24 protein-coding genes are annotated in these 23594 nt (G+C 59.9%); 8 read left to right on the forward strand and 16 right to left on the reverse strand.

Features of this window, described 5'->3' with window-relative positions:
* Nucleotides 1-18: 18 nt before the first annotated feature.
* Nucleotides 19-798, reverse strand: a complete 780-nt coding sequence (locus AB5I78_RS01280) for an EAL domain-containing protein (RefSeq protein ID WP_369301780.1) — start codon at nt 796-798, stop codon at nt 19-21.
* A 116-nt stretch (nt 799-914) separates the two neighbouring features.
* Between AB5I78_RS01280 and AB5I78_RS01285 the strand changes: the two genes are divergently transcribed.
* Nucleotides 915-1322, forward strand: coding sequence for an RNA-binding S4 domain-containing protein (locus AB5I78_RS01285; protein WP_053255749.1), 408 nt, complete (start codon nt 915-917; stop codon nt 1320-1322).
* A gap of 134 nt (nt 1323-1456) precedes the next feature.
* Here the strand turns inward: AB5I78_RS01285 and AB5I78_RS01290 are convergent, their stop codons facing one another.
* Complete coding sequence (locus AB5I78_RS01290; protein WP_369301779.1) at nt 1457-2260, reverse strand: phosphatase PAP2 family protein; 804 nt, start codon at nt 2258-2260, stop codon at nt 1457-1459.
* A gap of 125 nt (nt 2261-2385) precedes the next feature.
* Between AB5I78_RS01290 and hslO the strand changes: the two genes are divergently transcribed.
* Nucleotides 2386-3288, forward strand: a complete 903-nt coding sequence (gene hslO, locus AB5I78_RS01295; protein ID WP_145159804.1) for an Hsp33 family molecular chaperone HslO — start codon at nt 2386-2388, stop codon at nt 3286-3288.
* A gap of 179 nt (nt 3289-3467) precedes the next feature.
* Complete coding sequence (locus AB5I78_RS01300) at nt 3468-5009, forward strand: phosphoenolpyruvate carboxykinase (protein WP_145159806.1); 1542 nt, start codon at nt 3468-3470, stop codon at nt 5007-5009.
* A gap of 54 nt (nt 5010-5063) precedes the next feature.
* Here the strand turns inward: AB5I78_RS01300 and AB5I78_RS01305 are convergent, their stop codons facing one another.
* The 6 genes from AB5I78_RS01305 to AB5I78_RS01330 all read right to left on the reverse strand — a co-directional run bounded on the left by AB5I78_RS01305 (nt 5064) and on the right by AB5I78_RS01330 (nt 8851).
* Nucleotides 5064-5927: a DMT family transporter gene (locus AB5I78_RS01305; RefSeq protein WP_369301778.1), complete on the reverse strand. Its 864-nt coding sequence runs from the start codon at nt 5925-5927 to the stop codon at nt 5064-5066.
* A 160-nt stretch (nt 5928-6087) separates the two neighbouring features.
* Nucleotides 6088-6444: a DUF1493 family protein gene (locus AB5I78_RS01310; RefSeq protein WP_145159808.1), complete on the reverse strand. Its 357-nt coding sequence runs from the start codon at nt 6442-6444 to the stop codon at nt 6088-6090.
* Nucleotides 6445-6721: 277 nt separating this feature from the next.
* Nucleotides 6722-7192 (reverse strand): hypothetical protein, encoded by a 471-nt coding sequence (locus AB5I78_RS01315; protein WP_369301777.1) that lies wholly within the window; start codon nt 7190-7192, stop codon nt 6722-6724.
* Nucleotides 7193-7482: 290 nt separating this feature from the next.
* Nucleotides 7483-7806, reverse strand: a complete 324-nt coding sequence (locus AB5I78_RS01320; RefSeq protein WP_369301776.1) for a hypothetical protein — start codon at nt 7804-7806, stop codon at nt 7483-7485.
* A gap of 281 nt (nt 7807-8087) precedes the next feature.
* Nucleotides 8088-8681 carry a putative adenosine monophosphate-protein transferase Fic gene (locus AB5I78_RS01325; protein ID WP_145159814.1) on the reverse strand — a complete coding sequence of 198 codons (594 nt, stop codon included), beginning with the start codon at nt 8679-8681 and terminating at the stop codon, nt 8088-8090.
* Nucleotides 8681-8851 carry a YhfG family protein gene (locus tag AB5I78_RS01330; protein ID WP_096236773.1) on the reverse strand — a complete coding sequence of 57 codons (171 nt, stop codon included), beginning with the start codon at nt 8849-8851 and terminating at the stop codon, nt 8681-8683. The genes AB5I78_RS01325 and AB5I78_RS01330 overlap by 1 nt, the downstream gene beginning before the upstream one ends.
* A gap of 260 nt (nt 8852-9111) precedes the next feature.
* Between AB5I78_RS01330 and AB5I78_RS01335 the strand changes: the two genes are divergently transcribed.
* Together AB5I78_RS01335 and AB5I78_RS01340 are read left to right on the forward strand one after the other, a co-directional pair.
* A complete protein-coding gene (locus tag AB5I78_RS01335; RefSeq protein WP_369301775.1) occupies nt 9112-11049 on the forward strand; it encodes an ATP-dependent DNA helicase RecQ in 1938 nt (645 codons plus the stop codon).
* A 21-nt stretch (nt 11050-11070) separates the two neighbouring features.
* A complete protein-coding gene (locus AB5I78_RS01340) occupies nt 11071-11502 on the forward strand; it encodes a thioesterase family protein (protein ID WP_145159818.1) in 432 nt (143 codons plus the stop codon).
* 149 nt (nt 11503-11651) lie between these two features.
* On the opposite strand, the gene AB5I78_RS01345 is transcribed toward AB5I78_RS01340, so the two are convergent.
* The 4 genes from AB5I78_RS01345 to AB5I78_RS01360 form a co-directional block, all read right to left on the reverse strand.
* Nucleotides 11652-12131, reverse strand: a complete 480-nt coding sequence (locus tag AB5I78_RS01345) for a YMGG-like glycine zipper-containing protein (protein ID WP_145159820.1) — start codon at nt 12129-12131, stop codon at nt 11652-11654.
* 408 nt (nt 12132-12539) lie between these two features.
* Complete coding sequence (locus AB5I78_RS01350; RefSeq protein WP_124416183.1) at nt 12540-14888, reverse strand: FdhF/YdeP family oxidoreductase; 2349 nt, start codon at nt 14886-14888, stop codon at nt 12540-12542.
* Nucleotides 14885-15724: a formate dehydrogenase accessory sulfurtransferase FdhD gene (gene fdhD, locus AB5I78_RS01355; RefSeq protein WP_119738173.1), complete on the reverse strand. Its 840-nt coding sequence runs from the start codon at nt 15722-15724 to the stop codon at nt 14885-14887. The genes AB5I78_RS01350 and fdhD overlap by 4 nt, the downstream gene beginning before the upstream one ends.
* Before the next feature lie 97 nt (nt 15725-15821).
* Nucleotides 15822-16709: a LysR family transcriptional regulator gene (locus tag AB5I78_RS01360; protein ID WP_145159824.1), complete on the reverse strand. Its 888-nt coding sequence runs from the start codon at nt 16707-16709 to the stop codon at nt 15822-15824.
* Between the two features lie 131 nt (nt 16710-16840).
* Here AB5I78_RS01360 and lysM point away from each other — a divergent pair, with 131 nt between their 5' ends.
* On the forward strand, nt 16841-17281 hold the full coding sequence (lysM, locus tag AB5I78_RS01365; RefSeq protein WP_242198684.1) for a peptidoglycan-binding protein LysM: 441 nt from the start codon (nt 16841-16843) through the stop codon (nt 17279-17281).
* Between the two features lie 139 nt (nt 17282-17420).
* Here lysM and yrfG read toward each other — a convergent pair whose 3' ends face one another.
* The gene (yrfG, locus tag AB5I78_RS01370) at nt 17421-18083 is read right to left on the reverse strand and encodes a GMP/IMP nucleotidase (RefSeq protein WP_369301774.1); all 663 of its coding nucleotides are present in this window, start codon (nt 18081-18083) and stop codon (nt 17421-17423) included.
* A gap of 87 nt (nt 18084-18170) precedes the next feature.
* Between yrfG and nudE the strand changes: the two genes are divergently transcribed.
* Entirely contained in the window at nt 18171-18737 is a 567-nt protein-coding gene (nudE, locus tag AB5I78_RS01375; protein ID WP_106577427.1) for an ADP compounds hydrolase NudE, read from the forward strand.
* Nucleotides 18734-19570, forward strand: a complete 837-nt coding sequence (gene cysQ, locus AB5I78_RS01380) for a 3'(2'),5'-bisphosphate nucleotidase CysQ (protein ID WP_145159830.1) — start codon at nt 18734-18736, stop codon at nt 19568-19570. The genes nudE and cysQ overlap by 4 nt, the downstream gene beginning before the upstream one ends.
* Before the next feature lie 346 nt (nt 19571-19916).
* On the opposite strand, the gene AB5I78_RS01385 is transcribed toward cysQ, so the two are convergent.
* From AB5I78_RS01385 to AB5I78_RS01395, 3 genes are read right to left on the reverse strand one after another with little or no spacing between them, the layout of a single operon-like run.
* Entirely contained in the window at nt 19917-20372 is a 456-nt protein-coding gene (locus AB5I78_RS01385) for a thioesterase domain-containing protein (protein ID WP_242198694.1), read from the reverse strand.
* A gap of 26 nt (nt 20373-20398) precedes the next feature.
* Nucleotides 20399-21784, reverse strand: a complete 1386-nt coding sequence (locus tag AB5I78_RS01390; protein WP_369301773.1) for a sigma-54-dependent transcriptional regulator — start codon at nt 21782-21784, stop codon at nt 20399-20401.
* Nucleotides 21781-23589: an ATP-binding protein gene (locus AB5I78_RS01395; protein ID WP_262208090.1), complete on the reverse strand. Its 1809-nt coding sequence runs from the start codon at nt 23587-23589 to the stop codon at nt 21781-21783. Before AB5I78_RS01395 ends, AB5I78_RS01390 begins: the two co-directional genes overlap by 4 nt.
* Nucleotides 23590-23594: the final 5 nt, after the last annotated feature.

A 23594-nucleotide genomic window follows, 5' to 3' on the forward strand; every position in this document is an offset into this window, starting at 1 on the left:
TTCAATATGGGTAACCGATCAGTTCGCCCAGGCCTGTGGTGAAACCTTGGCCAGGGCTTTGAATGCAGGCCTGGCGAACCAGTAACCCTGCATCAGAAATATTCCGCAGTCGGACAGGAAGTCGCGCTCGCCGGCACTTTCGATACCTTCGGCAATGACAGTAACGCCCAACTGCTCACAGATTGTGACAATCCCCTGGACGATTACCTGACGGACACGATCCTTGTCGACATCGCGAATCAGCGCCATGTCGAGTTTGATCAGGTCAGGTTGGAAATCGGCCAGCAGGTTCAGCCCCGAATAGCCCGCACCGAAATCGTCGATGGCGGTCTTGAAGCCGAATTCGCGGTATTCACGCAGAATATTGGTCAAATGGCGATAGTTATCTACGTGCTCGCTTTCCAGCGTTTCAAAAATCAGCTGGTTCAGCGGAAAGTTGTGCGCGCGGGCCGCCTCCAGGGTGCTGCGAATACACAACTCGGGCCGGTACACGGCATTGGGCATGAAATTGATCGAAAGATGGGTTTGCATACCCAAGGCAGCGGCCCCGGCAATCGCTTGGGTACGACACCGCTGGTCAAAGCGGTAACGGTTGCTTGCGTTGACCTGGCCCAGCACCGACAGCGCGCCTTCGCCTTGCGGGCCTCGCACCAACGCTTCGTGGGCGAAGATCGAATGGTCTCGAAGATCTACGATAGGCTGATAGGCGAACGCGAAATCGAAACCCAGGAGTTCGCTTTGCTGGCAACCCACGCAACGCTGGTTTGGCGAGGTGAGTGAAATGGGGAAGTCGGTCACGGCGTATCCTCGCAAAAACAGGGTGGTGCCTGGCGTATCTTAGGTGAGCGTTGGGGTTTATGCGTCGAAGGGCTTCAACGGTAAAGTTGCGACATTTTTCAGAGCGAGGAATTCAAGTGGCTCAAAAGCAGGAAGAGGAAGAAAAAGTCCGTTTGGACAAGTGGCTGTGGGCAGCGCGCTTCTTTAAAACCCGTGCCCTGGCCAAAGCCGCTATCGAAAGCGGCAAAGTGCACCATCGCGGCGAACGCTGCAAGCCGGGCAAGGAGCCGCGCGTCGGTGATGAGCTGCAGATTCGGGCAGGGTTTGATGAGAAGACCGTCGTGGTGCAAGCCTTGTCTGTTGTGCGCCGCGGCGCGCCCGAAGCGCAGGCGTTGTACACCGAAACCGAGGCCAGTATCGCCAAACGCGAAAATGCGGCCGCCATGCGCAAGGCCGGGGCTACCGGTATGACGACCGATGGCAAGCCGAGCAAGAAGCAGCGTCGCGATTTGTTCAAGTTTCGCGGCAGTGGTAATGATGATTGACAGCGCACATCTCCAGGTCAATGGAGATCAAATGTGGGAGCTGGCTTGCCTGCGATAGCGTCAGACCAGCCAGCCTTTCAGTCACTGACCCACCGCTATCGCAGGCAAGCCAGCTCTCACATGCATCTACTTCGTCAGGCGGCAGTGCGTATGACGCTCAATCGCCCGATCACCGGCAGCTTACCGAGCAAACCGAAGATTGGCGCCGTCAGTCGCAGCAACCCATTCGACACCTTCGCCGCAAACGGCGTGTAATACCCCCATCCCAAGGCCAACAGGGCCAGCAATACCCCGCCGATATAATCGTCTTGCCCCCAGTGCGCGCCGGCTACCAGCCGCGGCATCATGAACAACAGGGCCAAGCCCCAGATCACCAGCACCTGGCCGATGCGCTTGGCAAACACCGTCATGAACATGCCCCAGATCAGCAATACCGACGCGTGATCGCCGGGGAAGCTCTGGCTCGAACGGTCCTTCAACTCCCAGGCTTTTTCCAGACCAGGGAAGTAGTCACTCATATGAATCGCCCCGCTGATCACCATCGACGGGCTGCTGTGCTGCCAGCCCATCTGCGCCGCGAGTTTGGAAAACAGCATGCGGATGAACAGCAACAGCAGCAGAATCCCGAAAAAGCCGAAAAATGCCTGGCGCACTTCAATCGCCTTGAACACCCAATCTCCGCGAATCAGCAGCGTCAGCAAAATCACGCCGACCACCGCGTCAAATGGCCGCAGACTGGCCACGGCCCACACATGCAGCCAGGTCGAATGACTCGCCAGCGGGTCATTGAGCAGGTGAAACAGCCATTCGTCGAAAATCACACACAGCATCTGGCCCGTGGGCCACAGCCAAAAACACAGCAGTCCGATAGCGAGTAGATTGCACAGAGCCCATCGCCGGAGGTTCCACTTGGCTTGGAACAAACCCGGATTGTTCATAAACTGTTCCTCTTCGCTCTATTTAGCTCTCCGTTTCCAGGAGAAAGCCGCACCAAGATGGTGCTAAAGCGTTTAATTTTATAAACCTTGTAATCATTTTGTCATCAATTCAGATACCCAGACCTATGACTGATCTACCGGATACCGACTTCACCCAACGCTTCATCTTCGACGAGAACGACGCCCGCGGCGAACTGGTCTCGCTGGAGCGCAGCTATGCCGAAGTCCTCGCCAAGCATCCCTATCCGGAGCCGGTTGCGCAGTTGCTCGGTGAGCTGATGGCGGCGGCATCGCTGCTGGTGGGCACCATGAAGTTCGACGGTTTGCTGATTTTGCAGGCGCGTTCCGAAGGCCCGGTGCCGATGCTGATGATCGAGTGCTCCAGCGAGCGCGAAATTCGCGGCCTGGCCCGTTACGACGCCGACCTGATCGCGCCGGACGCCACGCTGTCTGACCTGATGGCCAACGGCGTACTGGCAATCACCGTCGACCCGACGGAAGGCCAGCGCTACCAGGGCATCGTCGATCTCGACGGCGAAACCCTGTCGGACTGCTTCACCAACTATTTCGTGATGTCTCAGCAGGTGGGTACCAAGTTCTGGCTGAATGCCGACGGCAAGCGCGCCCGTGGCCTGCTGCTGCAACAACTGCCGGCCGACCGCATCAAGGACGATGACGAGCGCACCGACAGCTGGCGCAAGCTGACCGCCCTGGCTGGCACTCTGACCGCTGAAGAGCTGCTGGGCCTGGACAACGAAACCATTCTGCATCGCCTGTACCACGAAGAGGCCGTGCGCCTGTTCGACCAACAGGGCCTGCGCTTCCGTTGCAGCTGCTCGCGCGAGCGTTCGGCGAATGCCCTGGTCAGCCTGGGCCTGGAAGATGCGCAGAATCTGGTGGTGGAACACGGTGGCAATATCGAGATCGACTGCCAGTTCTGCAATCAGCGTTACCTGTTCGATGCCGCCGATGTAGCCCAATTATTCGCCGGCGCAGGCATCGACACCCCTTCCGACACCCGCCACTAAAACGTTTAAGCACAGGTAAATCACCTGACAAATGCCGGATTAGCGCAGTTCTGACGGGAGGGCCCTACTCTTTTTGGGCTTTTCTGGCATAATCCGGCCCACTTTTTTCGCGGTAGTAGTGCGCAACTTTCTACTACAAAACGTTTGGAGCACTCGGCCATAGGCCGACGGGGAACCTCATGACGCAAGCCAATAACGCCGTATACACCGATCTGAGTGTTGACGATCTGGTCAAAGAAGCCCTGCAGCGCGGTGAAGGCGTGCTTGCCGATACCGGCGCGCTGGTCGTAGAAACCGGTCACCGTACCGGCCGTTCTCCGGTCGACCGCTTCATCGTTGAAGAGCCCACCACCCAGGACGCCATTGCCTGGGGCCCGATCAACCGCAAGTTCCCAGCCGACAAGTTCGATGCGCTGTGGGCTCGCGTCGAGGCGTTCAACAACGCGCAAGAGCATTTCGTTTCCCACGTTCACGTAGGGGCTGCAGAAGACCACTACCTGCCCGTGAAAATGACCACCCAGACTGCCTGGCAGAACCTGTTCGGTCGTTGCCTGTTCATCAACCCGGCTCAGTACAACCCGGCCGGCCGTGATGAGTGGCAAGTGCTTAACGTGGCCAATTTCGAATGTGTGCCAGAGCGTGACGGTACTAACTCCGACGGTTGCGTGATCCTCAACTTCGCCCAGAAAAAAGTCCTGATCGCCGGCATGCGTTACGCCGGTGAAATGAAAAAAGCCATGTTCTCGGTGCAGAACTTCCTGCTGCCGGCTGCTGACGTGCTGCCTATGCACTGCGCCGCCAACATCGGCGAAGAAGGCGACGTGACCCTGTTCTTCGGTCTGTCGGGCACCGGTAAAACCACCCTGTCCGCCGACGAAAGCCGTTACCTGATCGGTGACGACGAACACGGCTGGGGCGAAGGCGTGGTGTTCAACATCGAAGGCGGCTGCTATGCCAAGTGCATCGACCTCTCCGAGAAGAACGAGCCGGTTATCTGGAAAGCCATCAAGCACGGCACCGTGCTCGAAAACGTGGTGATCGACGATGCCAAGCACGCCGACTACACCAACGTCAGCCTGACCCAGAACAGCCGTGCCGCCTACCCGCTGGAGCACGTTGCCAAGCGTTCCGAGAAGAACCTGGGCGGTGAGCCAAACGCGGTGATCTTCCTGACCTGCGACCTGACCGGCGTACTGCCGCCCGTGTCCATCCTCAGCGAAGAACAAGCGGCTTACCACTTCCTGTCCGGCTACACCGCGCTGGTGGGCTCGACCGAAATGGGTTCGGGCAGCGGCATCAAGTCGACCTTCTCCACCTGCTTCGGCGCGCCGTTCTTCCCGCGCCCGGCCGGCGAGTACGCAGAGCTGCTGATCAAGCGCGTGCGCGGCTTCGGCTCCAAGGTCTACCTGGTCAACACCGGCTGGACCGGCGGCGGCTACGGCGTCGGCAAACGCTTCAACATCCCGACCACTCGCGGCGTGATCGCAGCGATCCAGAGCGGCGCGTTGATCGGCGCTGAGACCGAACACCTGGACACCATCAACCTCGACGTGCCATTGGCCGTACCGGGCGTTGAGACTGGCCTGTTGAACCCACGTAACACCTGGGCTGACAAGGCTGCCTACGACGAAGCGGCGAAAGCGCTGGCGGGTCTGTTCATCGAGAACTTCAAGAAGTTTGAAGTGAGCGATGCGATCAAGGCGGCCGGGCCTAAGTTGTAAGGTTCAAGCTGTTAAAAGCCGCCCCTAGTGGGCGGCTTTTTTATGCGCGAAAGGTTAGTCGGCGATGTGCAAAACCACTGCGCCGGCCAGCACTAATGCAACGCCCAACACTTGCACCGCCGACAACCGTTCCTTGAAAAACACAAATCCCAGCACCGCCGCAATCCCACCCGACAATGTACTGATCACCGTCACAACCGAAACCGACCCCGCCATCGCCCCCCACGAAAATGCCGAGAAACCCCCGAGGTTCATCAAGCTCGCACCGGTCAATGTCGCGCAGTTTTTCAGCGGTGGAATCTTCAGGCCATCTTTGATCTTCAGCACCATCACCACCAACACGCACAGGCCTACCAGGTAACCCAGCCACAACATGGTGATCGGTCCCAGTGCCGGCAGCGTGTAGCGACCTTGCAGCCAGAAGCTGCTGCCGTACAGCAAGGCGGCGAGCATGGCGTAGGCAATGGACAGGCGTGGGTGGTTGTGCGTGACGCCGTTGTCCTTGTGGATGCTGGACAGGATCACGCCCACCACGCACACGCCGATGCAGCCCAGTTGGACCAGGCTGATGTGTTCGCCGCTGGCCCAGGACAGCAGCGTCGTGACCACGCCGTACGACGTCACCAGCGGCGCGACGATGGCCGCTTTGCCCAAGGCGAAAGCCTTGGACAGCGCGAGGGCGCCCGAGACGGTGAGCAGCGCGGCCGCGATGCCCAGGAGCCAGACGCTCAACGGGGCATTCAGGGATTTGAACAGGTAGGCCGGGAAGATGACCAGCAGCAAGGTCATGATCAGGAAACCGAGGGCTTGGCCGAAGTACACCGCGCGTTTAACGCCGACAGCCCGGGCATTGAGACCCACAAGAAAGTCCGTGCCACCCCAGAGCAGGGCGGCCAGCAGGCCCATTAATACGTCCATGTACGGTCCTTGGTATGTAGGCAATTCGCCAGGTTAGCGCATCGCCAATGTGGGAGCGGGCTTGCTCGCGAATGCGGTGGATCAGTGAGAAATACTCTGCCTGACACACCGCCTTCGCGAGCAAGCCCGCTCCCACATGTGAGCCTCAGTGTTGTTCAGATCAACTGAGGTTTTCCAGAGTCTGGGTGTCCCAGCTATGGGTCTTGATGGCCAGGTAGAGCATGCCAATGGTCAGCGGCACTTTATCGCCTCGGCCTTTGGCGCGGCGTTTGAGGAACACATCGAACACCGGCGGTTGGAAGTAACGATAAGCGTCGTAGTCGCCCAGGTCGACGGCAAAGTCCTGCTCCAGCGCTTCCATGAATTGCTTGGCCTCGGCGCGGTCGCAGCCAAGGTCGAAGTTGAGCGAGGTTTCAAGGCGAAGGGTCTTGTGCTTCGGCAGGCCGATTTCTTCGTGCAGCAATTGCAGGAGCTGCTGCATGACGGGGTCTTCGGGGAAGTTGGGGGCCAGGTTCATGGTGGGGGCACGCAGAAGTGGGTGAGGGGGATGGTTGCGTTGTCGGCGGAATTTGTTTCGGGTGATGAAGAGTAGCAACCCTAACAAGAATATGAAGACCGGTAGGAATGGCATTCTAAGGATCACCGCTATGTAGGGTAGCAGGAGCGTCAAAGTGAGACCTGTGGTGAGACAGGTGATGGCGAAGCGCTTTCTAAGCTTGGGGTCGGTGATCTGGTAATGCACCACCATATAGATAAGGAGAAAAATCGCGGATTGAAGGTAAAGGTCCATGTGATCAAGACTCGTCTGAGTAGACATGCATTGAGAGTGTTGACCGCTGAGGCCCGATTCCTCCTCTCACATTTGCGTCCAATCCGATGATGATGTCACCTGCGTGATACCTGCGAAGCTTGCCGGAAATCGTATCGCCAACTAAGCCAGCCGTTACCGTTGATATAGCTATCCCCGGGGCTTTAATCGCACCGGAAATTATTTGTTTGATGAACACGTTTTGATCGTTTAACCGGTCGGCCTGGCTCCGTCTCAGCGGCTGGGAAATCGCGACTGCTATCTCGCAGGGTAAATCTCGGGCCAACATTTTCTCATACAAGCTGCGTATCTGATCGCGCACTTGTCGCGCAGCTGTTTTTGCTTCAAGCAGGCACAGGTTAGCCAAGGCATGCCGACTTTCAGGCACAACAGTGAAGCGAATCACTATGAAGGTGACGCCATAGTGGCCGATGTGTTGAGTCCTTTCGATGTTCACGGGTTTTCGCCTGGACAGTTGAGAAGGCGCTAGTTTCGGTCATGGGAAGGGGCGTTATGTAGAGGGGTTAGCAGGTGTTTTAAGTAGTTTGGGAATAGGGCTACGCGGTGTTTGCCTGTTTCTCACAGAGGTTTCCGGCATTTACGGTTTGACAGTGATTTTTTCAGCGACATCTATCAAATGTGGAAGCTGGGCTTGGCCGCTATGGGGGTGTTTCAGGCGCTGAGATATAGCCTGATTTACCGCTATCGCCGCGGTGCCACGATTCGACAAGCCAGCTCCTACAGGGTTTAGCTCAGTGGCTGGCTTGGGTGTGGTTGCTCATCGACCGTCGGTTGCAGTTGCACATGTTGCAATGCTTCCAGCAGATCACAGCCATCCTGCACCAGCAGGTAAAGAGCATTGATGATGTGGGAGATGTCTTTGAGGTCGGCGTGTTCGTAGGTAAGGCAGGTGAAGGTTTCCAGTAAGTCGGTGGCAGCGCGGATGCGCTGGTGTGCGGCGGACTGGATGTCTTCGGCGGTGGCTTCAGTGTCGATGACGAGAGGGTGGGTGTTGGTGAAATTGGTGCGCAGAAGGCGATAGCGATTTTCGGACGGATTTATAGCGTTCATTTATTTGAATCTCTGTGTAGTTAGAGGACCGCCATCATCGTGACCAAGCGATGGGTGGCGGACTGTGTCCAGGTTGGTCAACCGGCAGAGATTCACCCGGCACGCCCGAAGGCGTCCCAAACACAGCCGCCATGAAGCGTGTGGGCACAGGAGTGCCTACGACATCTGAAGGTGCGTATGTGAACTCTGTATCGGGTGACCAAACCCGATCGCTGATTGTGCAGCGAGGGGCGAACTATAGGTGGGTGGGGTGGGATGGTGCAATACAGGCAAGAGGCTGTTTAGCGAGGTACGCTGATACACCGCTCAAAAATCGCCTCAAGCCCCCGATAATCACACGCCACCGCATCAATGTTCGCCGGTATCCACGCCGCTTGTTTCACCAGCCACCAATTCACTGAAAAACCGGCATTCACAATGATCTGTTCGAACAAAATCCGCTGCGCGCGGCCATTGCCTTCACGAAAGGGGTGGATGACGTTGAGGTCGCCATAAGCCTCGGCAATCAGCGGCACCAGTTCAGCCTGGGTCGCGCCTACATACCAATTGCCTTGTTCCATATGCCGAATGATTTTCGCCGCTTCCGGCGGAATGCGTTCCGGCGTGCAGAACAGGGTATCGCCTTTCTGGATGTTGACGCTGCGCAGCTCCCCGGCCCAGTCGTAGATATCGCCGAACAGGGTGCGGTGGATGTGTTGCAGTCGTTCGAGGCCGTAAGGCGGAGGATAGAGTGGGAGGCTGCCTACAGCAATTTCGGATAGTTCGCGCTCGGCTTGATGCAGGAGTATTTCATCGCGCAAATCGAGGCGGTTGCGCAGGACACCGCTATCGGGGTAGCAGTACGGATCCTGGCCCACCCCGTATTTGTCGAGCATCAGTGCGGAGTTTTGCGGTACTTGGCGAGGACGGCTTCGCGGGTCGGCAGGGGTTTGTCGACATCGGCCGGTTGGGTGTCGAACCCTTCCAGGCGCAGGCTTGCCAAGTAATTGGAACGACGGATCTTGTGGTAATGATCCTGTTTTTGCTCAAACGTCGGTTCGCTCATTGCAGCGTACTCCTGGGTCGCAAGGGTTGATTGTAGCGCAATGCGTCAAAGGGTAGGCGGGATAAAACCACATCAAACTGGATCGTCCCTACGCGCAGCACGAGGAGCGAGCTGTTGGGTAAAACCTCGCACTTCGGCCCAAGGCCATCCTCCAGGCTGTGTATCATCCTGTCTCTTTTTTCCTTGTGACCTTTCTCGATTCGCTGAGCGCGCTGGTCTATGTTTTGGGCTCGTTTCAGCGGTCAATGGAGTGACAGCTTATGCACAACACCCTCCAACAGGTCTTTGGTTATCCACAGTTTCGTTCGGGCCAGGAAGAGGCGGTCAGCGCCGTACTGGCCGGTCGTTCGGCCGCTGCTATTTTCCCCACCGGCTCGGGCAAGTCGTTGTGTTATCAGCTGTCGGCGGTGCTGTTGCCGCACCTGACGCTGGTGGTGTCGCCGTTGTTGGCGTTGATGCAGGACCAGCTGGGTTTCCTGCAACGCCATGGCATTTGCGCCGGCAGTATTGATTCGGCGCAGAGCCGCGAGGACGCCAATGATGTGATGTCCCGCGCGCGTTCGGGCGAGCTGAAAATTCTGATGATCTCCGTGGAGCGCTTGAAGAACGAGCGCTTCCGTAACTTTCTGCAAAGCGTGCAGATTTCGTTGCTGGTGGTGGACGAAGCGCACTGTATTTCCGAGTGGGGCCACAACTTCCGTCCGGACTATTTGAAGCTGCCGGACTACCAGCGTCAGTTCAATATCCCACAAGCGCTGCTGCTGACGGCTACAGCCACGCCCAAGGTGATTGCCGACATGCAGGCGAAGTTCGCCATTGCGCCGGACGATGTCATCACCACAGGCTTCTACCGGCCCAATCTCAACCTGCTGGTGGAGCCGGTGAGCGGGCATGACAAACGTCGGCGCTTGGTCGAATGGATGAGCGAGCGAGCCAATCAGCCAAGTATCGTCTACGTCACCTTGCAGAAAACCGCTGAGCAGATCGCCGAACATCTGAACCGCAACGGCATTCAGGCCGAGGCTTATCACGCCGGTTTGCCCCACGATAAACGCGAGGGTATCCAGCAGCGTTTCATGGGTGGGCGCTCCAATTGCATCGTCGCTACCATCGCATTCGGCATGGGCATCGATAAAAGTGACATCCGCAATGTGGTGCACTTCGACCTGCCTAAATCCATTGAGAACTACAGCCAGGAAATCGGCCGTGCAGGGCGGGACGGGCAGCCGTCCGATTGCCTGGTGCTGGCCAACCGCGACAGCCTCAATGTGCTGGAAAACTTTGTGTACGGCGACACGCCGGAGCAGGCGGGCATTCTCCGTGTGCTGGAGGAGTTGCAGGCGGCGCGCGGCGAGGGGCAGTGGGAGTTTTTGTTGAGGTCGCTGTCGGACCACAGCAACATCCGCGAGCTGCCACTGAAAACGCTGCTGGTGCAGTTGGAGCTCAAGGGCGTGATTGCGCCGCGTTATGCTTTTTACGCCGAGTACCGCTTCAAATACCTGATCGAACCCGAGGCCTTGCTGGCGCGTTTCTCCGGCGAGCGACAGCAGTTTGTCGCGGCGATCATTGCGGTATGCAGTCGCGCCAGAACCTGGGCGACCGTGGATTTCGACGCGCTGTACCAGCAGCACAATGCCGAGCGCAGCCGGGTGGTGAAAGCGCTGGATTACTTCCAGGAGCAGGGTCTGATCGAACTGGAAAGCAAGCAGATGACGGAGGTTTACAGCTTGCTGCACACCGAGTTCGATCCACAGGCGTTGAGCGAAGAGTTATACACAGGCTTCAAGCAGCACGAGGTGAAGGAGGTGGCGCGGATCCATGCCATGCTCGATCTGTTTGCCACCGAAGAATGCCTGGGCCAGCGTTTGGCCCACTACTTTGGCGATGAAAATGCGCCGCTGCGCTGCGGGCATTGCTCGGTATGTCATGGCCACGTGGCGCATTTGCCGCCGCCGCCGAGTTTGCCAGCGCTCGTGGATAAAAACTTCATGGCGCTGTGCGGTGATTTTATCCACAGGCATCATGAGCACACCGGGCAACTGCCGGGCGCGGAGCGATTGACACGATTCCTCGGTGGTATCAGCGTGCCGCTGTTTACCAAGTTGAAGGCGCGGGGTATTCCGGGATTCGCTGCGCTGGAGGCGTATCCCTACGCCGAGGTGCGTGAATGGGCCCAAGCCCATCTGAACGACCTGTAAATCCACTCATGAGAGCTGCACATGTCTGATTCGATGCCGCAACGCGCTGACTACCGTCACTTCCAACCGATCATCACGCGTTGGCACGATAACGATGTGTATGGTCACGTGAACAATGTCACCTACTACAGCTTCTTCGACACGGCGGTGAATACTTACCTGATTGAAGAGGGGGGGTTGGATATTCACGACGGTGAAGTGGTGGGGTTTGTGGTGAGTTCGGCGTGCGATTACTTTGCGTCGATCGCGTTTCCCGATCGCATAGAGATTGGCCTGCGCGTGGGCAAGTTGGGTAACAGCTCGGTGCAGTATGAGTTGGCGGTGTTCAAGTCAGGCGAGGAGGATGCCTGTGCGGCGGGGCGCTTTGTGCACGTCTTTGTGGACCGGGCGTCGAACCAGCCGGTGACGATTCCGGGGCGATTGCGCGAGGCGTTGCAGCGACTGGTGGTGTGACGCAGCCATTGTGACCAATGAGGCTCAAATGTGGCAGCTGGCTTGCCTGCGATAGCGGTGGTTCAGGTTTAGTTGCGCTTCCTGACCCAACGCTATCGCGGGCAAGCCCGGCTCACACAGGGAGTTTCCGTGTGCCTTGGACCGTTGGCTTAACGGTGACGGTAGTGATGCTTGTTCTTGCGATGCCCGTACGCATGGCCGCGGCCACGATGGTCATCACGGTCATAACGACGGTTATCCCGCCCGCGATAGCGACGGTCGTCGTCATCGCTCTTGTTGCCCATGTAGTTGCCCAGCGCGCCACCCGCACCGCCGCCTGCGGCTGCACCGATCAGGCTGCCGGTGTTGCCGCCCATGCTGCGGCCCACCACGTTGCCGCCTGCCGCGCCGAGTGCGCCGCCAATGGCTGCTTCACCACGGCTGCGCTTGTCAGCGCCGACTGCACTGCCGCCCGCGCCGCCCAGCGCTGCGCCGATGGCCGAACCGGTGTTACCGCCGACCTGCTGGCCAACAACCGAACCTAGAACCCCGCCCAATGCGCCGCCCACACCGGCTTCGGTGGTGCCACCGGCCATGGCTGCGCCACTGACCAGGCCAAGGGACAACAAGAGAATCGAGGAAAACTTCATAGAGAGACCTCAAGAGGATGACGGCGCGATCCTGAGGTTGTATCGGGATGCTGACAATCGAAAACCGACCAGTGGTACAGGTTGTATACAATTCTCTAAGTTGCTGTTTTGTATGGGGAACTTAAGTTGTTTTTGCGAGTCTTTAACTACTTCGGAACGGCCGCTTTTATGCAAAAGCGGCCTTTTTTGTGCCTTGGGTTTTTAGTAGCCATGGCGAGCGGCTTGTTGTGGTGAGCGGGCTTGCCCCGCGTTGGGCTGCGAAGCGGCCCCTGATAATGTCACCGCATTCTTTCAGTCAGAACGCAGTGCCTGGATCAGGGGCTGCTACGCAGCCCAACGCGGGGCAAGCCCGCTCGCCACAATCGGTCCCGGTGTCGCAACAAGCCTGCTCGCCACAACGGGTCTCGGTCAGGCCGAGCGTGCCATGATCAAGCCGGTCGCACTCGCTGCTTCCAGACGGATCGCCACAAACTTTGACGTCGGCGTATGGCTGCCATCGCCGGTGCTCTCCAGCGGCACCAGCGGGTTCACTTCCGGGTAGTAAGCGGCTGCCTGCCCTGCGGGAATATCAAACGCCAGCAACGTAAAGCCCTTCACTCGGCGTTCACGGCCATCTTCCCACAGCGAAACGATGTCGGCTTTCTGCCCGGGCTTGAAGCCCAGGCGGATGATGTCGGCTTCATTGACGAACAACACGTCACGCTGACCTTTCACGCCACGGTAGCGGTCGTCCAGGCCGTAAATGGTGGTGTTGTACTGATCGTGAGAGCGCATCGACTGCATGATCAGGTCCGGCACCCGGCCCGTGGCGTGGGTGCGTTCGTGGATCAAGTCTTTGGGCAGCACGTTGGGGCGGAAATTGGCGCGGCCCGAGGGCGTATTCCAGCGGCGTGCGCCGGCGGAGTTGCCCAGGTAGAAACCGCCCGGGTGTTTGATGCGCTCGTTGAAGTCCTTGAAGCCTGGGATGGTGTCGGCGATCAGGTCGCGGATGCGCCCGTAGTCGGCGACCAGCCAGTTCCAGTCCACCGGTTTGCTGCCCAGGGTTGCGGCAGCAATGCCGGCAAGAATCGCAGGCTCGGATTTCATCAGCTTCGACAGTGGCTGCAGTTGGCCATTGGAGCCGTGAACCATGCTGAACGAGTCTTCCACCGTGACCGCTTGCGGGCCGTCGGCCTGGATATCGATGTCGGTACGGCCCAGGCACGGCAGGATCAGCGCGTCTTTACCGTGCATCAAATGGCTGCGGTTGAGCTTGGTGCTGATCTGCACGGTCAGGTCGCAGCTGCGCAGCGCTTCAAAGGTGCGCGGGCTATCGGGCGTGGCTTGGGCGAAGTTACCGCCCAGGCCGATAAACACTTTGGAGCGGCCTTCGAGCATCGCGTGGATGGCTTCCACGACGTTATGGCCATTGTGGCGCGGCACCTGGAACTGGAAGCGCCGTTCCAGGGAATCGAGGAATGCCACGGGTGGGCGTTCGTTGATGCCCATGGTGCGGTCGCCCTGCACGTTGCTGTGGCCGCGCACCGGGCACAGGCCGGCGCCTGGGCGGCCAATGTTGCCGCGCAGCAGCATCAGGTTGGCGATTTCCTGGATGGTCGGCACCGAGTGGCGATGCTGGGTGATGCCCATCGCCCAGCACATGATCACGTTCTTGCCTTTGGCGTACATGCGCGCCGCTTGCTCGATCTCCACCAGGGTCAGGCCGGACTGCTCGACGATCTCATCCCACGAGGTGTCATCGATCTGGCCGAGGTATTCCAGCACGTTGGTGGTGTGCTCGTTGAGGAAGTCGTGATCGAACACGGCTTCTTTGCCTTCGGCCTGGGCCTGGCGTTCCCACAGCAGCAGGAACTTGGCCATGCCGCGCAGGATGGCCATGTCGCCGCCCAGTGCCGGGCGGAAGTAGGCGGTGTTGGTCGGCTTGTCGCCGTTGGTGAGCATTTCCAGCGGGTGTTGCGGGTGCTGGAAGCGTTCCAGGCCGCGCTCTTTCAGCGGGTTGATGCACACCACCTGAGCGCCGCGTTTAACTGCCTCACGCAACGGTTCGAGCATGCGCGGGTGGTTGGTGCCGGGGTTCTGGCCCCATACGAAAATCGCATCGGCGTGCTCGAAATCGTCAAAGGTCACCGTGCCTTTGCCCACGCCCACGCTTTGCGCCAGGGCCACGCCGCTGGCTTCGTGGCACATGTTCGAGCAGTCCGGGAAGTTGTTGGTGCCATAGGCGCGCACAAACAGCTGATACAGGTACGCCGCTTCGTTGCTGGCGCGGCCCGAGGTGTAGAACTCGGCCATGTCCGGGCTCGGCAGTGCGTTGAGGTGCTTGCCGACCAAGTCGAACGCCGCTTCCCAGCTGATGGGTGTGTAGCGGTCAGTTTCGGCGTCATAGCGCATCGGCTCGGTCAGGCGGCCCTGGTATTCCAGCCAATAGTCGCTTTGCTCCAGCAGTGCGGTGACGCTGTGCTTGGCAAAAAATGCGGCATCCACGCGGCGTTTGGTGGCTTCCCAGTTGACCGCCTTGGCGCCGTTTTCGCAGAACTTGACCATGCCGCTTTCCGGCGAGTCGCCCCAGGCGCAGCCCGGGCAGTCGAAGCCGCCGTTCTGGTTGGTCTTGAGCATCATGCGCAGGTTTTTCAGCGCGTTGTCGCTGGTCAACCAGGCCTGCGCCACGCTGATCAGCGCGCCCCAGCCGCCAGCCGGGCCTTTGTAGGGCTTGTAGCGCGGAGTCGGGGTTTGGTCGGCTTGGTGGTGCTGGCTCATGACTGGTTCTCCATCGCAGGGCTGTAGACCCGCGGCGCACTTTTCTGCGGCAGGTGGATGAGATTGAGGTTGTGTCGGCGGGCCCATTGCAAGGCCAGGCCGGTAGGCGACGACAGGCTGACCAAGGTCTGGATGCCCGCACGCAGAACTTTCTGAATTAATTCGAGGCTGCAGCGACTGGTGACAATCGCCAGGCCGCCGTCGGTCGGAATCTTTTGGCGGATCAAGGCGCCGATCAGCTTATCCAAGGCGTTATGCCGGCCGATGTCTTCGCGGCCCATCAGCAATTCGCCCTGATTATTCATAAATACCGCCGCATGTACTGCGCCGCTGTACTGGCCCAACGGCTGGAACGCGCTGATGCGCTGGCGCAGGCCGTCGAGCCATTCGGCGGGTGGCAAGGGCGCGCCGGGCAGCACTTGAAGGTCTGGCAGGGCTTGCTCCACCGCCTCGACACCGCACAAACCGCAGCCACTGGTGCCTGCCAATTGGCGGCGCTGCTGTTTGAGGTTCCAGAAGGCACGACTGGAAATTTGCACCTGAGCGTACTGGGCGGAGCCCGAACCGCTGAGTTTCAAGTCATATATGTCGCTAACGTCGGCGATAATGCCGCTGCCGATGCTAAAGCCGACGATGAAATCTTCCAGGTCCGTTGGCGTCACCAACATGACCGCCTGACTGATGTCGTTATAGGCAATCGCCAACGCCACTTCTTCCGCCAACGCTGTGCTGGCGACTTCTGTGTGTTCGAGGTTGCAAAACTGGTAGCTCTGGCTGGAGGCGGGCGCGGGCGTTTCGAGGGCGGGGGCCGCGCAGACTGGGCGCTTGGCGTTCATGTGGCAGTACCACCGGCGGATTGATCAGTGTTTAGACTAGGCGCGACAAAGGGTCGCGTCTAATCGCCAGTACTGATCTATCGATAGATGGCGTCGATCAAGGCTCTTGCTGCGATTTTTGAAACAGCGCGAAACAGGCTTCCGCCAACGCCGAACGCGGTGCGCTGCGACGCATGATCAGCCCCAGGCGAGCCAATGTGTGAGCGTCTTCAATGGGTTGCAGGCGCAGGTGCTCAGTCAGTGCATCCAGGCCGCCGTCCAGTGGCATCACCGCGCAACACAGGCCGCCGTGCACGGCTTGTAACAATTGATGCACGGCATCGGTTTGCAGCAGCGGTTGCGGGTGGAGCCCGCGGCTGTGGAAGTTGTGGTCGATGGACTGACGGAAATGCATGCCGCTGGTGAGCATGCCCAGCGGCAGTTCGATCAGCGCTTCCCAGCTCAACGGCTTGTCGCCGAAGCTGAAAAAACGTTGGTCGTAGAGCAAGCCCATGCGGGTTTCGCCCAAGGCCAGCGAGTCGAAGCGCTCGTTATCCAGGCGCTCCAGGTAGGACACGCCGAGGTCCAGACGGTTGCTCGCCAGCTGTTCGAGGATTTGCTCGGAGCTCAATGCCGACAGTTCAAAGCGCAGGCTCGGATGCTCTTTGTGCAGTTGCTGCATCAAGGCCAAGGGATCGAAGCTCGACAACGGCACCACACCCAGGCGCAAGGTGCCGACCAAATTGCCGCGACAGGCCGCCGCTTCGGCCTGCAAGCCGTCATAGGCCGCCAGCACCGTACGCGCCCACGCCAGCACGCGTTCGCCCGGCGCGGTAAAGCCTTCAAAGCGCTGGCCGCGATTGACCAGCGGCAAGTCCAGCTCTTCTTCCAGGTTACGCAAGCGCATCGACAGGGTCGGCTGGGTGATATGGCAGCGCGCGGCCGCCTGGCCGAAGTGGCGCGTCTCGTCGAGGGCGATGAGGAATTTAAGCTGTTTGATGTCCATCTTCGCTCCGGGCTTATTCCAATGGCGGGGGATTCTAGCGCGTTTGGGTCTTTGGTCGGCCTGGAACCCAAGACAGCAGGACTGGTCTAGTCTTGGGCATCTGGAACTTAAAAACCCAAGGAGAGCGCACCATGAGTATTTTTAGCTTTGTTAAGGAAGCAGGCGAGAAGCTTATTGACCTGTTGACGCCGGGTAACGCCAACGCAAGTGATGAGTTGAAAAAGCACATCAGCGATGTCGGGCTCGGAAACCCGAATATCACCGCAACCGTTGATGGCGACAAGGTCACCGTGAAGGGTGAAGTTGCCACTCAGGAAGAGAAAGAAAAAATCATCCTGGCTGCAGGCAACATCGCAGGTGTTGGCAGTGTAGAAGACCAGATCACCGTGACCGGCCCGGCTGTGACAGCTGCCCGTTTCGTCGTCGTGAAAAAGGGCGACACGCTGAGCGCGATTTCCCTGGCGGTGTACGGCAACGCCAACCAGTACAACAAGATCTTTGAGGCCAACAAGCCATTGCTCAAAGATGTGAACAAAATTTACCCAGGGCAGACACTGCGCATTCCTGAGTAATACGCAGGCCCAACGGTGGGAGCGGGTATGTGTGGGAGCTGGCTTGCCTGCGATAGCATCACCTCGGTGTCATTGATAAACCGAGGTGCCGATATCGCGGGCAAGCCCGGCGCCCACACAAGCCCTCTCCCACTTTTGATTAGAGCCCGGCGATCAGATCCCGGTAATCCCCCACCGCCGCAAACTCTGCCGTGTCCTTTGGCCCCTTCTTGCTGTCCGGTTCTTTCACTGCCAGCAGATGCCCCACGCCAAAATCGCGCGCGCTGCGCAGGATCGGCAAGGTGTCATCGATAAACAGGCTGCGGGCCGGGTCGAAGTGGATGTCGGCGCGCAGGGCTGCCCAGAATTGTGGGTCTTCCTTGGGGAAACCATAGTCATGGGAGCTGATCAACCGCTCGAAATACGGCGCCAGTTCAATGCGTTCCAACTTCAAAGACAGCGAATCACGATGCGCGTTGGTGATCAGAATCACGCGCTTGCCGGCCTGTTTGATCGCCGCCAGAAAGGTATCCGCGTCCGGGCGCAGGGCAATCAGGTGGGCCGTTTCCAGCTTGAGTTCGCGCACCGGAATATTCAGCTCCGTGCTCCAGAAATCCAGGCAATACCATTGCAACTGTCCCGCGTTACGCTCGAACAGTGGCTGCAATTCCATATCGGCCATGGCGCGGCTCACGCCGTGCAGCTCGGCGTAGCGCTGGGGCAGGTGCTCCATCCAGAAATGGTTGTCGAAATGCAGATCGAGCAAGGTGCCGTCCATGTCCAGCAGGACGGTGTCGATGGCGTGCCAGGGCAAAGAGGGCATGGGGCGTTCTCATGTAAGTAAAGATATCCGACACAGACAATCGGAAAAGCCACGGTATAGTAACCCGATCACGCCAAGGAGCCGCTTATGCGCCAGAAACCCACCGTCCTCGCCCGCGAAATAGTCGCCAGTAGCCGTTTGTTCCGCGTGGAGGAAGTGCAATTGCGCTTTTCCAATGGCGTTGAACGGACCTACGAGCGCCTGGTAGGCCGCGGTGCCGGCTACGGCGCGGTGATGATCGTGGCGATGATTGACGACGATCATGCGTTGCTGGTGGAAGAGTACTGCGGCGGCACCGATGAATATGAGGTGTCGTTGCCCAAGGGGCTGATCGAACCCGGCGAAGACGTACTGGCGGCGGCCAACCGTGAACTCAAGGAAGAGGCCGGTTATGGCGCGCGTCAGTTGGAACACATCACCGAGCTGTCGTTGTCGCCCGGCTACATGAGCCAGAAAATCCAGGTCGTGTTGGCCACCGATCTGTACGAAGAGCGCCTGGAGGGCGATGAGCCTGAGCCGATGCGGGTTGATCGGGTTAACCTGCGCGAGCTGTCGCAGCTTGCGCAAAATGAGCAGTTCAGCGAGGGGCGCGCCTTGGCGGCACTGTATCTGGTACGAGACCTGTTGACCCAGCGTGGAGCGTTTATCGCATGAGCGAACTGTTTTTAGGCCACCCGTTTATTGCCCCTGTGATTGAGCTGGCCCGTCAGGCCGGTGAAGTGATCCTGCCGTATTGGCGCGCCGACGTGGCGGTCACCTCCAAGTCGGATGACTCGCCGGTGACGGCAGCGGACCTGGCCGCTCACCATCTGATTCTCGCCGGCCTTACCGCGCTCGACCCGAGCATTCCGGTGCTGTCCGAAGAAGACGCGGATATCGACCAGAGTGTGCGTGCGGGCTGGCAGCGCTGGTGGCTGGTTGACCCGCTGGATGGCACCAAGGAATTTATCTCTGGCAGCGAAGAGTTCACCGTCAATATCGCCCTGATCGAACAAGGCCGCGTGGTGTTTGGCGTGGTATCGATGCCCACCAGTGGCCGTTGCTACTTCGGTGGCGCGGGGCTGGGGGCGTGGCGTTCTGATGTGAACGAAGCACCCAAGCAGATACAGGTACGCCAGACGCCGGCAGCGGGTGAAGCCTTCACCGTAGTGGCCAGCCGTCGCCACAGCAGCCCTGAGCAGGAGCGCCTGCTGCACGGTTTGAGCGAAGGCCTGGGAGCGTTGAAGCTGGCGAATATCGGCAGCTCGCTGAAATTCTGCCTGTTGGCCGAAGGCAGTGCCGATTGCTACCCACGTTTGGCGCCGACGTCGCAGTGGGACACCGCAGCGGCCCAGGGCGTGTTGGAAGGCGCGGGCGGCGAGGTGTTGGAGTTGAGTGGTGAGCCGTTCAGCTATCCGGCGCGTGAATCGTTGTTGAACCCGTTCTTTTTGGCGCTGCCGGCCAAGGCCGCATGGCGGGAACGCCTGCTGACCCTGGCGAGATCTTGAGCCCGGCGTAGATTCAATGTGGGAGCTGGCTTGCCTGCGATTTCAATAGATCAGCCACCAACGCTGTGACTGTCAGACCGCTATCGCAGCGTATCTACATAACTTCCGATAACCGCAAAATAGGTAGCAGGCGACCTTCCGTGGCGAGCGGGCTTGCCCCGCGTTGGGCTGCGAAGCGGCCCCAATAAGAACACCGCGCTCTGCTGATAGACCGCAGTTTCAGGTTTTAGGGCTGCTTCGCAACCCAACGCGGGGCAAGCCCGCTCGCCACGGAGGGTGGTGTCGCCATTCGAGATTGTGTAGATACCGTGGTAATCCAGCTCCCATATTTTTTGGGGTGTGGCGGTTAACGGTGCAAGACGTACTGGCCAGTAAACGCCACCGCGCGCTCCTCACTCCCCTCATTCACAATCCACGTCTCCAGCGTCAGCCGCGCGCGACCATAACGGTTATACGTCGCCACAAAACGCTTCCACACCTTCTCCTCCGGCGCCCGGCACACCACCGTCGCATCCCGTGTGACGGGCAGCGGGTAGCTGATCTGCCCTTCCTGAATCACGATGTGCCCGTCTTCCACGCCTTCTTCACGCAATTGCAGGTGCAGCCAGCCCCAGCCCGCCAGCACGGCGCCGCAATACAGGCTGCCGCCAAACATGGTGCTCTTGTGGTTGATATTGGCTTGCAAGGGCAGGTGCAGCTGCAATTGGCCGTGTTGCCAGTCGAGCACCTTGAGGCCCATTTCTCGGGTAAGCGGGATGTCGTGGTGCAGGATGGATTCCAGGTAACGGCTGTCGCGGCTCATGGCGGCCTCTTGGCGAGTGGGCGGGGTCATTCGTCGTCGGCGCTGTGGCTGGCGCTGTCGGCGAAGTTCAGGCCGTGCTTGCGCAGTTTGTCGTGCAGGGTTTTGCGCGGTATGCCTAAGGCTTCGGCGAGGCTGCGCATCGAACTGTGAGGGCGGGTCAGTTCAGCGGCGATCAGGCTTTTTTCGAACTGCTCGACTTGTTCGCTCAGACCGCCCGGCGTGGAGGTCAGGACGCCAGCGGCAGGGTTGTCCGCCGTGGCGTCCAGTGCCAGCTCGAGCCCCAGGGCAAAGCGTTCTGCCGCATTTTGCAGTTCGCGCACATTGCCGGGCCAGCTATGGCGCAGCAGCAGCGCGCGCTGGCCCGGTTGCAGCTCGTTAAGCGGCAGGCCGTGACGGCTGCTGGCCTCGTCGGCAAAGTGTTGAAACAGCATCAAGGCATCCTCGCCGCGCTCGCGCAACGGTGGAATGCGCAGCGGTGCGACATTGAGGCGGTAATACAAATCGGCGCGAAAGCGACCCTGATCGGCAGCCTGACGCAGGTCTTCCTTGGTGGCAGCGATGATGCGGATATCCAGCGGGATCAGTTGATTGCCGCCCAGGCGTTCCACCACGCGCTCCTGCAACAGGCGCAACAGCTTGACCTGCACGTCCAGGCTCATGCTTTCGATTTCATCGAGAAACAGCGTGCCGCCGTTGGCGAATTCGAATTTGCCGATACGGCGTTTCTGCGCGCCGGTAAATGCCCCCGGCTCATGGCCGAACAGCTCGCTCTCGACCACCGATTCCGCCAGGGCGCCGGCGTTGATCGCCACAAATGGTCCGCTGCGTCGGCTGGACAGGTCGTGCAGCGCGCGCGCCACCACCTCTTTGCCGGCGCCGGTTTCGCCGAGGATCAGCACGTCGGCGCGGGTCGCGGCCAGGGCGCCGATCTGCTCGCGCAGGCGCAGCATTTGCGGCGAATGCCCCACCAGGCGCGTGCTCAATTGCTGGCGGTCACTGAGGGCCAGGCGCAGGCTACGGTTGTCCAGCACCAGGCGGCGCAGGGCCAGGGCGCGGCGCACGCTGTCGAGCAGGGCATCGCTGGCGAAGGGTTTTTCAAGAAAGTCATAGGCGCCGGCCCGCATGGCTTGCACCGCCAGCGGCACGTCGCCGTGGCCGGTGATCAACAGCACTGGCAGTTCCGGGTCTTGGCCGTGCAGTTCGGCGAGCAACTCCAGGCCGTCCATGCCGGGCATGCGGATGTCGCTGACCACCACGCCCGGCCAGTCCCGCGACAGGCGCGCAGTGAGGCCGGTGGCTTCGCCCAGGGTCAGGACGTTCAGCCCGGCCAGGTCCAGGGTCTGGCACAGGGCCTGACGCAGGTGTGGATCGTCGTCGATCAACACCACCTGAATCTGGTTATCAATACTCATACACTGCGGTCCTCGGACGGTTGCAGACTGACGCCCGGCGAGCCGGCACGCAATTTCAAGGTTAACAGCGCGCCGCCTTCCTTGTGGTTGGCAAACAGCAATTCGCCACCAAAGGCACGCATCAACGTGTCACAAATTGCCAGCCCCAACCCAAGGCCCTGGGTGCGCGTCTTGGTTGTGTAGAACGGCTCGCTGGCGCGGCCCAGGGCTTCCATGCAAAAGCCTGGACCGTTGTCGCGAATGTACAGGTTGACGCCCTGTTCGGTGGTTTGGGCACTCAACCAGAGTTTGCGCGGCGGGCCTTTTTCGGTAAGGGCGTCGAGGGCGTTAGCCAGCAAGTTGCCGAGTACCTGGCGCAGACGGGTTTCGCCGGCTTGTACCCACAGGGTTGCTTCTGGCAAATCACGGATCAGCTCGACTTCCATCGAGCGTCGCCGCTTGGCCAGCAACGCCAATGCATCGTCCAGCGCCGGTTGCAGGGCCACGCTTTCCGGTGCGTGGCGGTCGCGGCGGGCGAACGCGCGCAGATGCGCGATGATCGAGGCCATGCGCCCGGTCAGTTCGCTGATCAGTTTGAGATTGCCGCGAGCGTCATTGGTGCGCTCGTGGTCGAGCAGGATCTCGGCGTTTTCTGCATAGCTGCGAATCGCCGCGAGCGGCTGATTGAGTTCGTGGCTGATGCTCGCCGACATGGTCCCCAACGCTGACAGTTTGCCGGCTTGCACCAGGTCGTCCTGGGCGCGAACCAGCTCCTGCTGGGCGTGTTCGCGCTCAAGCACTTCCTGTTTCAGGCGCCGGTTGAGGCCTTCAAGGTCGCTGGTGCGCTCGATCACGCGGGCTTCCAGTTCGCGGCGCGCCTTGGCTTCAAACGCGATGCGTTCCAGATAATGGCGACGGCGCTGCATCATCAAGCCCAGCAGCAGCATCAGTACCAGCAACGTGGCGCCGCCGACCGCTACCACCGTGCGCACCGGGCGATTGATCAGCGAGCGCGGCGCCAGAATTTCCACCGTCCAGCCGGTTTCGGCAATGGCCGAGGATTGGCGCAGCCACGCCGTCGTACTCAAGGCCAGCGGCTGTGGGTCGCGCGTTGGGTAGGGCTGGATCGCGATGATGGCTTGGCGCTCTTCGGCAGTCAGCGGCCGTGTCGCACGGAATCGCCATTGCGGGCGCGACGTAAGGATCACCACGCCGTTGTGGTCCGTCACCAGCAGTTGTTCCGGGGTTTTGCCCCACAGGCTTTCGGTATGGTCCAGGTCGACCTTGACCACCAGCACGCCGATGATCTTGTCGCCATCGCGCACGGCGGCGGCGAAGAAGTAGCCGCGTTTGGCCGACGTGGTGCCCAGGCCGAAAAACCGGCCCAGACGCCCGGCCATGGCTTCGCTGAAATAGGGGCGAAACGAGAAATTGCGCCCGACAAAGCTGTCCTGCTTGTCCCAGTTGGAGGCGGCGAGCGTTTTGCCGGTGGTGTCCATCAGGTACATCACTTCCACCCCGGCCTGGGCGGCGACGTTCTTGAGCAGCAGGTTGGCGTTGACCAGGTTGGTGCTGACATCGGGCGCATCCAGCGCGGTGCGCAGGGCCGGCAAGTCACCCAGAATCTGGGGTAGCACTTCATAGCGGTGCAGGGTGCCGAGCAGGTTGGCGACGTAGAGGTCGAGGGTCTGGCGGTTTTGACTGGCCAGTTCGCTGCCGTAATAACGCTCGGCCAGGTGTTCCAGCGGCCACAGCAGCGGTGCCAGGCACAACGCCAACAGGGCGAGGCTGCGCCAGCGGGGTCTTCGCGGAAGGGGTGGAGTCATGGGAA

Origin of the sequence: Pseudomonas sp. N2-3-1-14 (assembly GCF_041228395.1) — a bacterium.
GTDB lineage: Bacteria > Pseudomonadota > Gammaproteobacteria > Pseudomonadales > Pseudomonadaceae > Aquipseudomonas.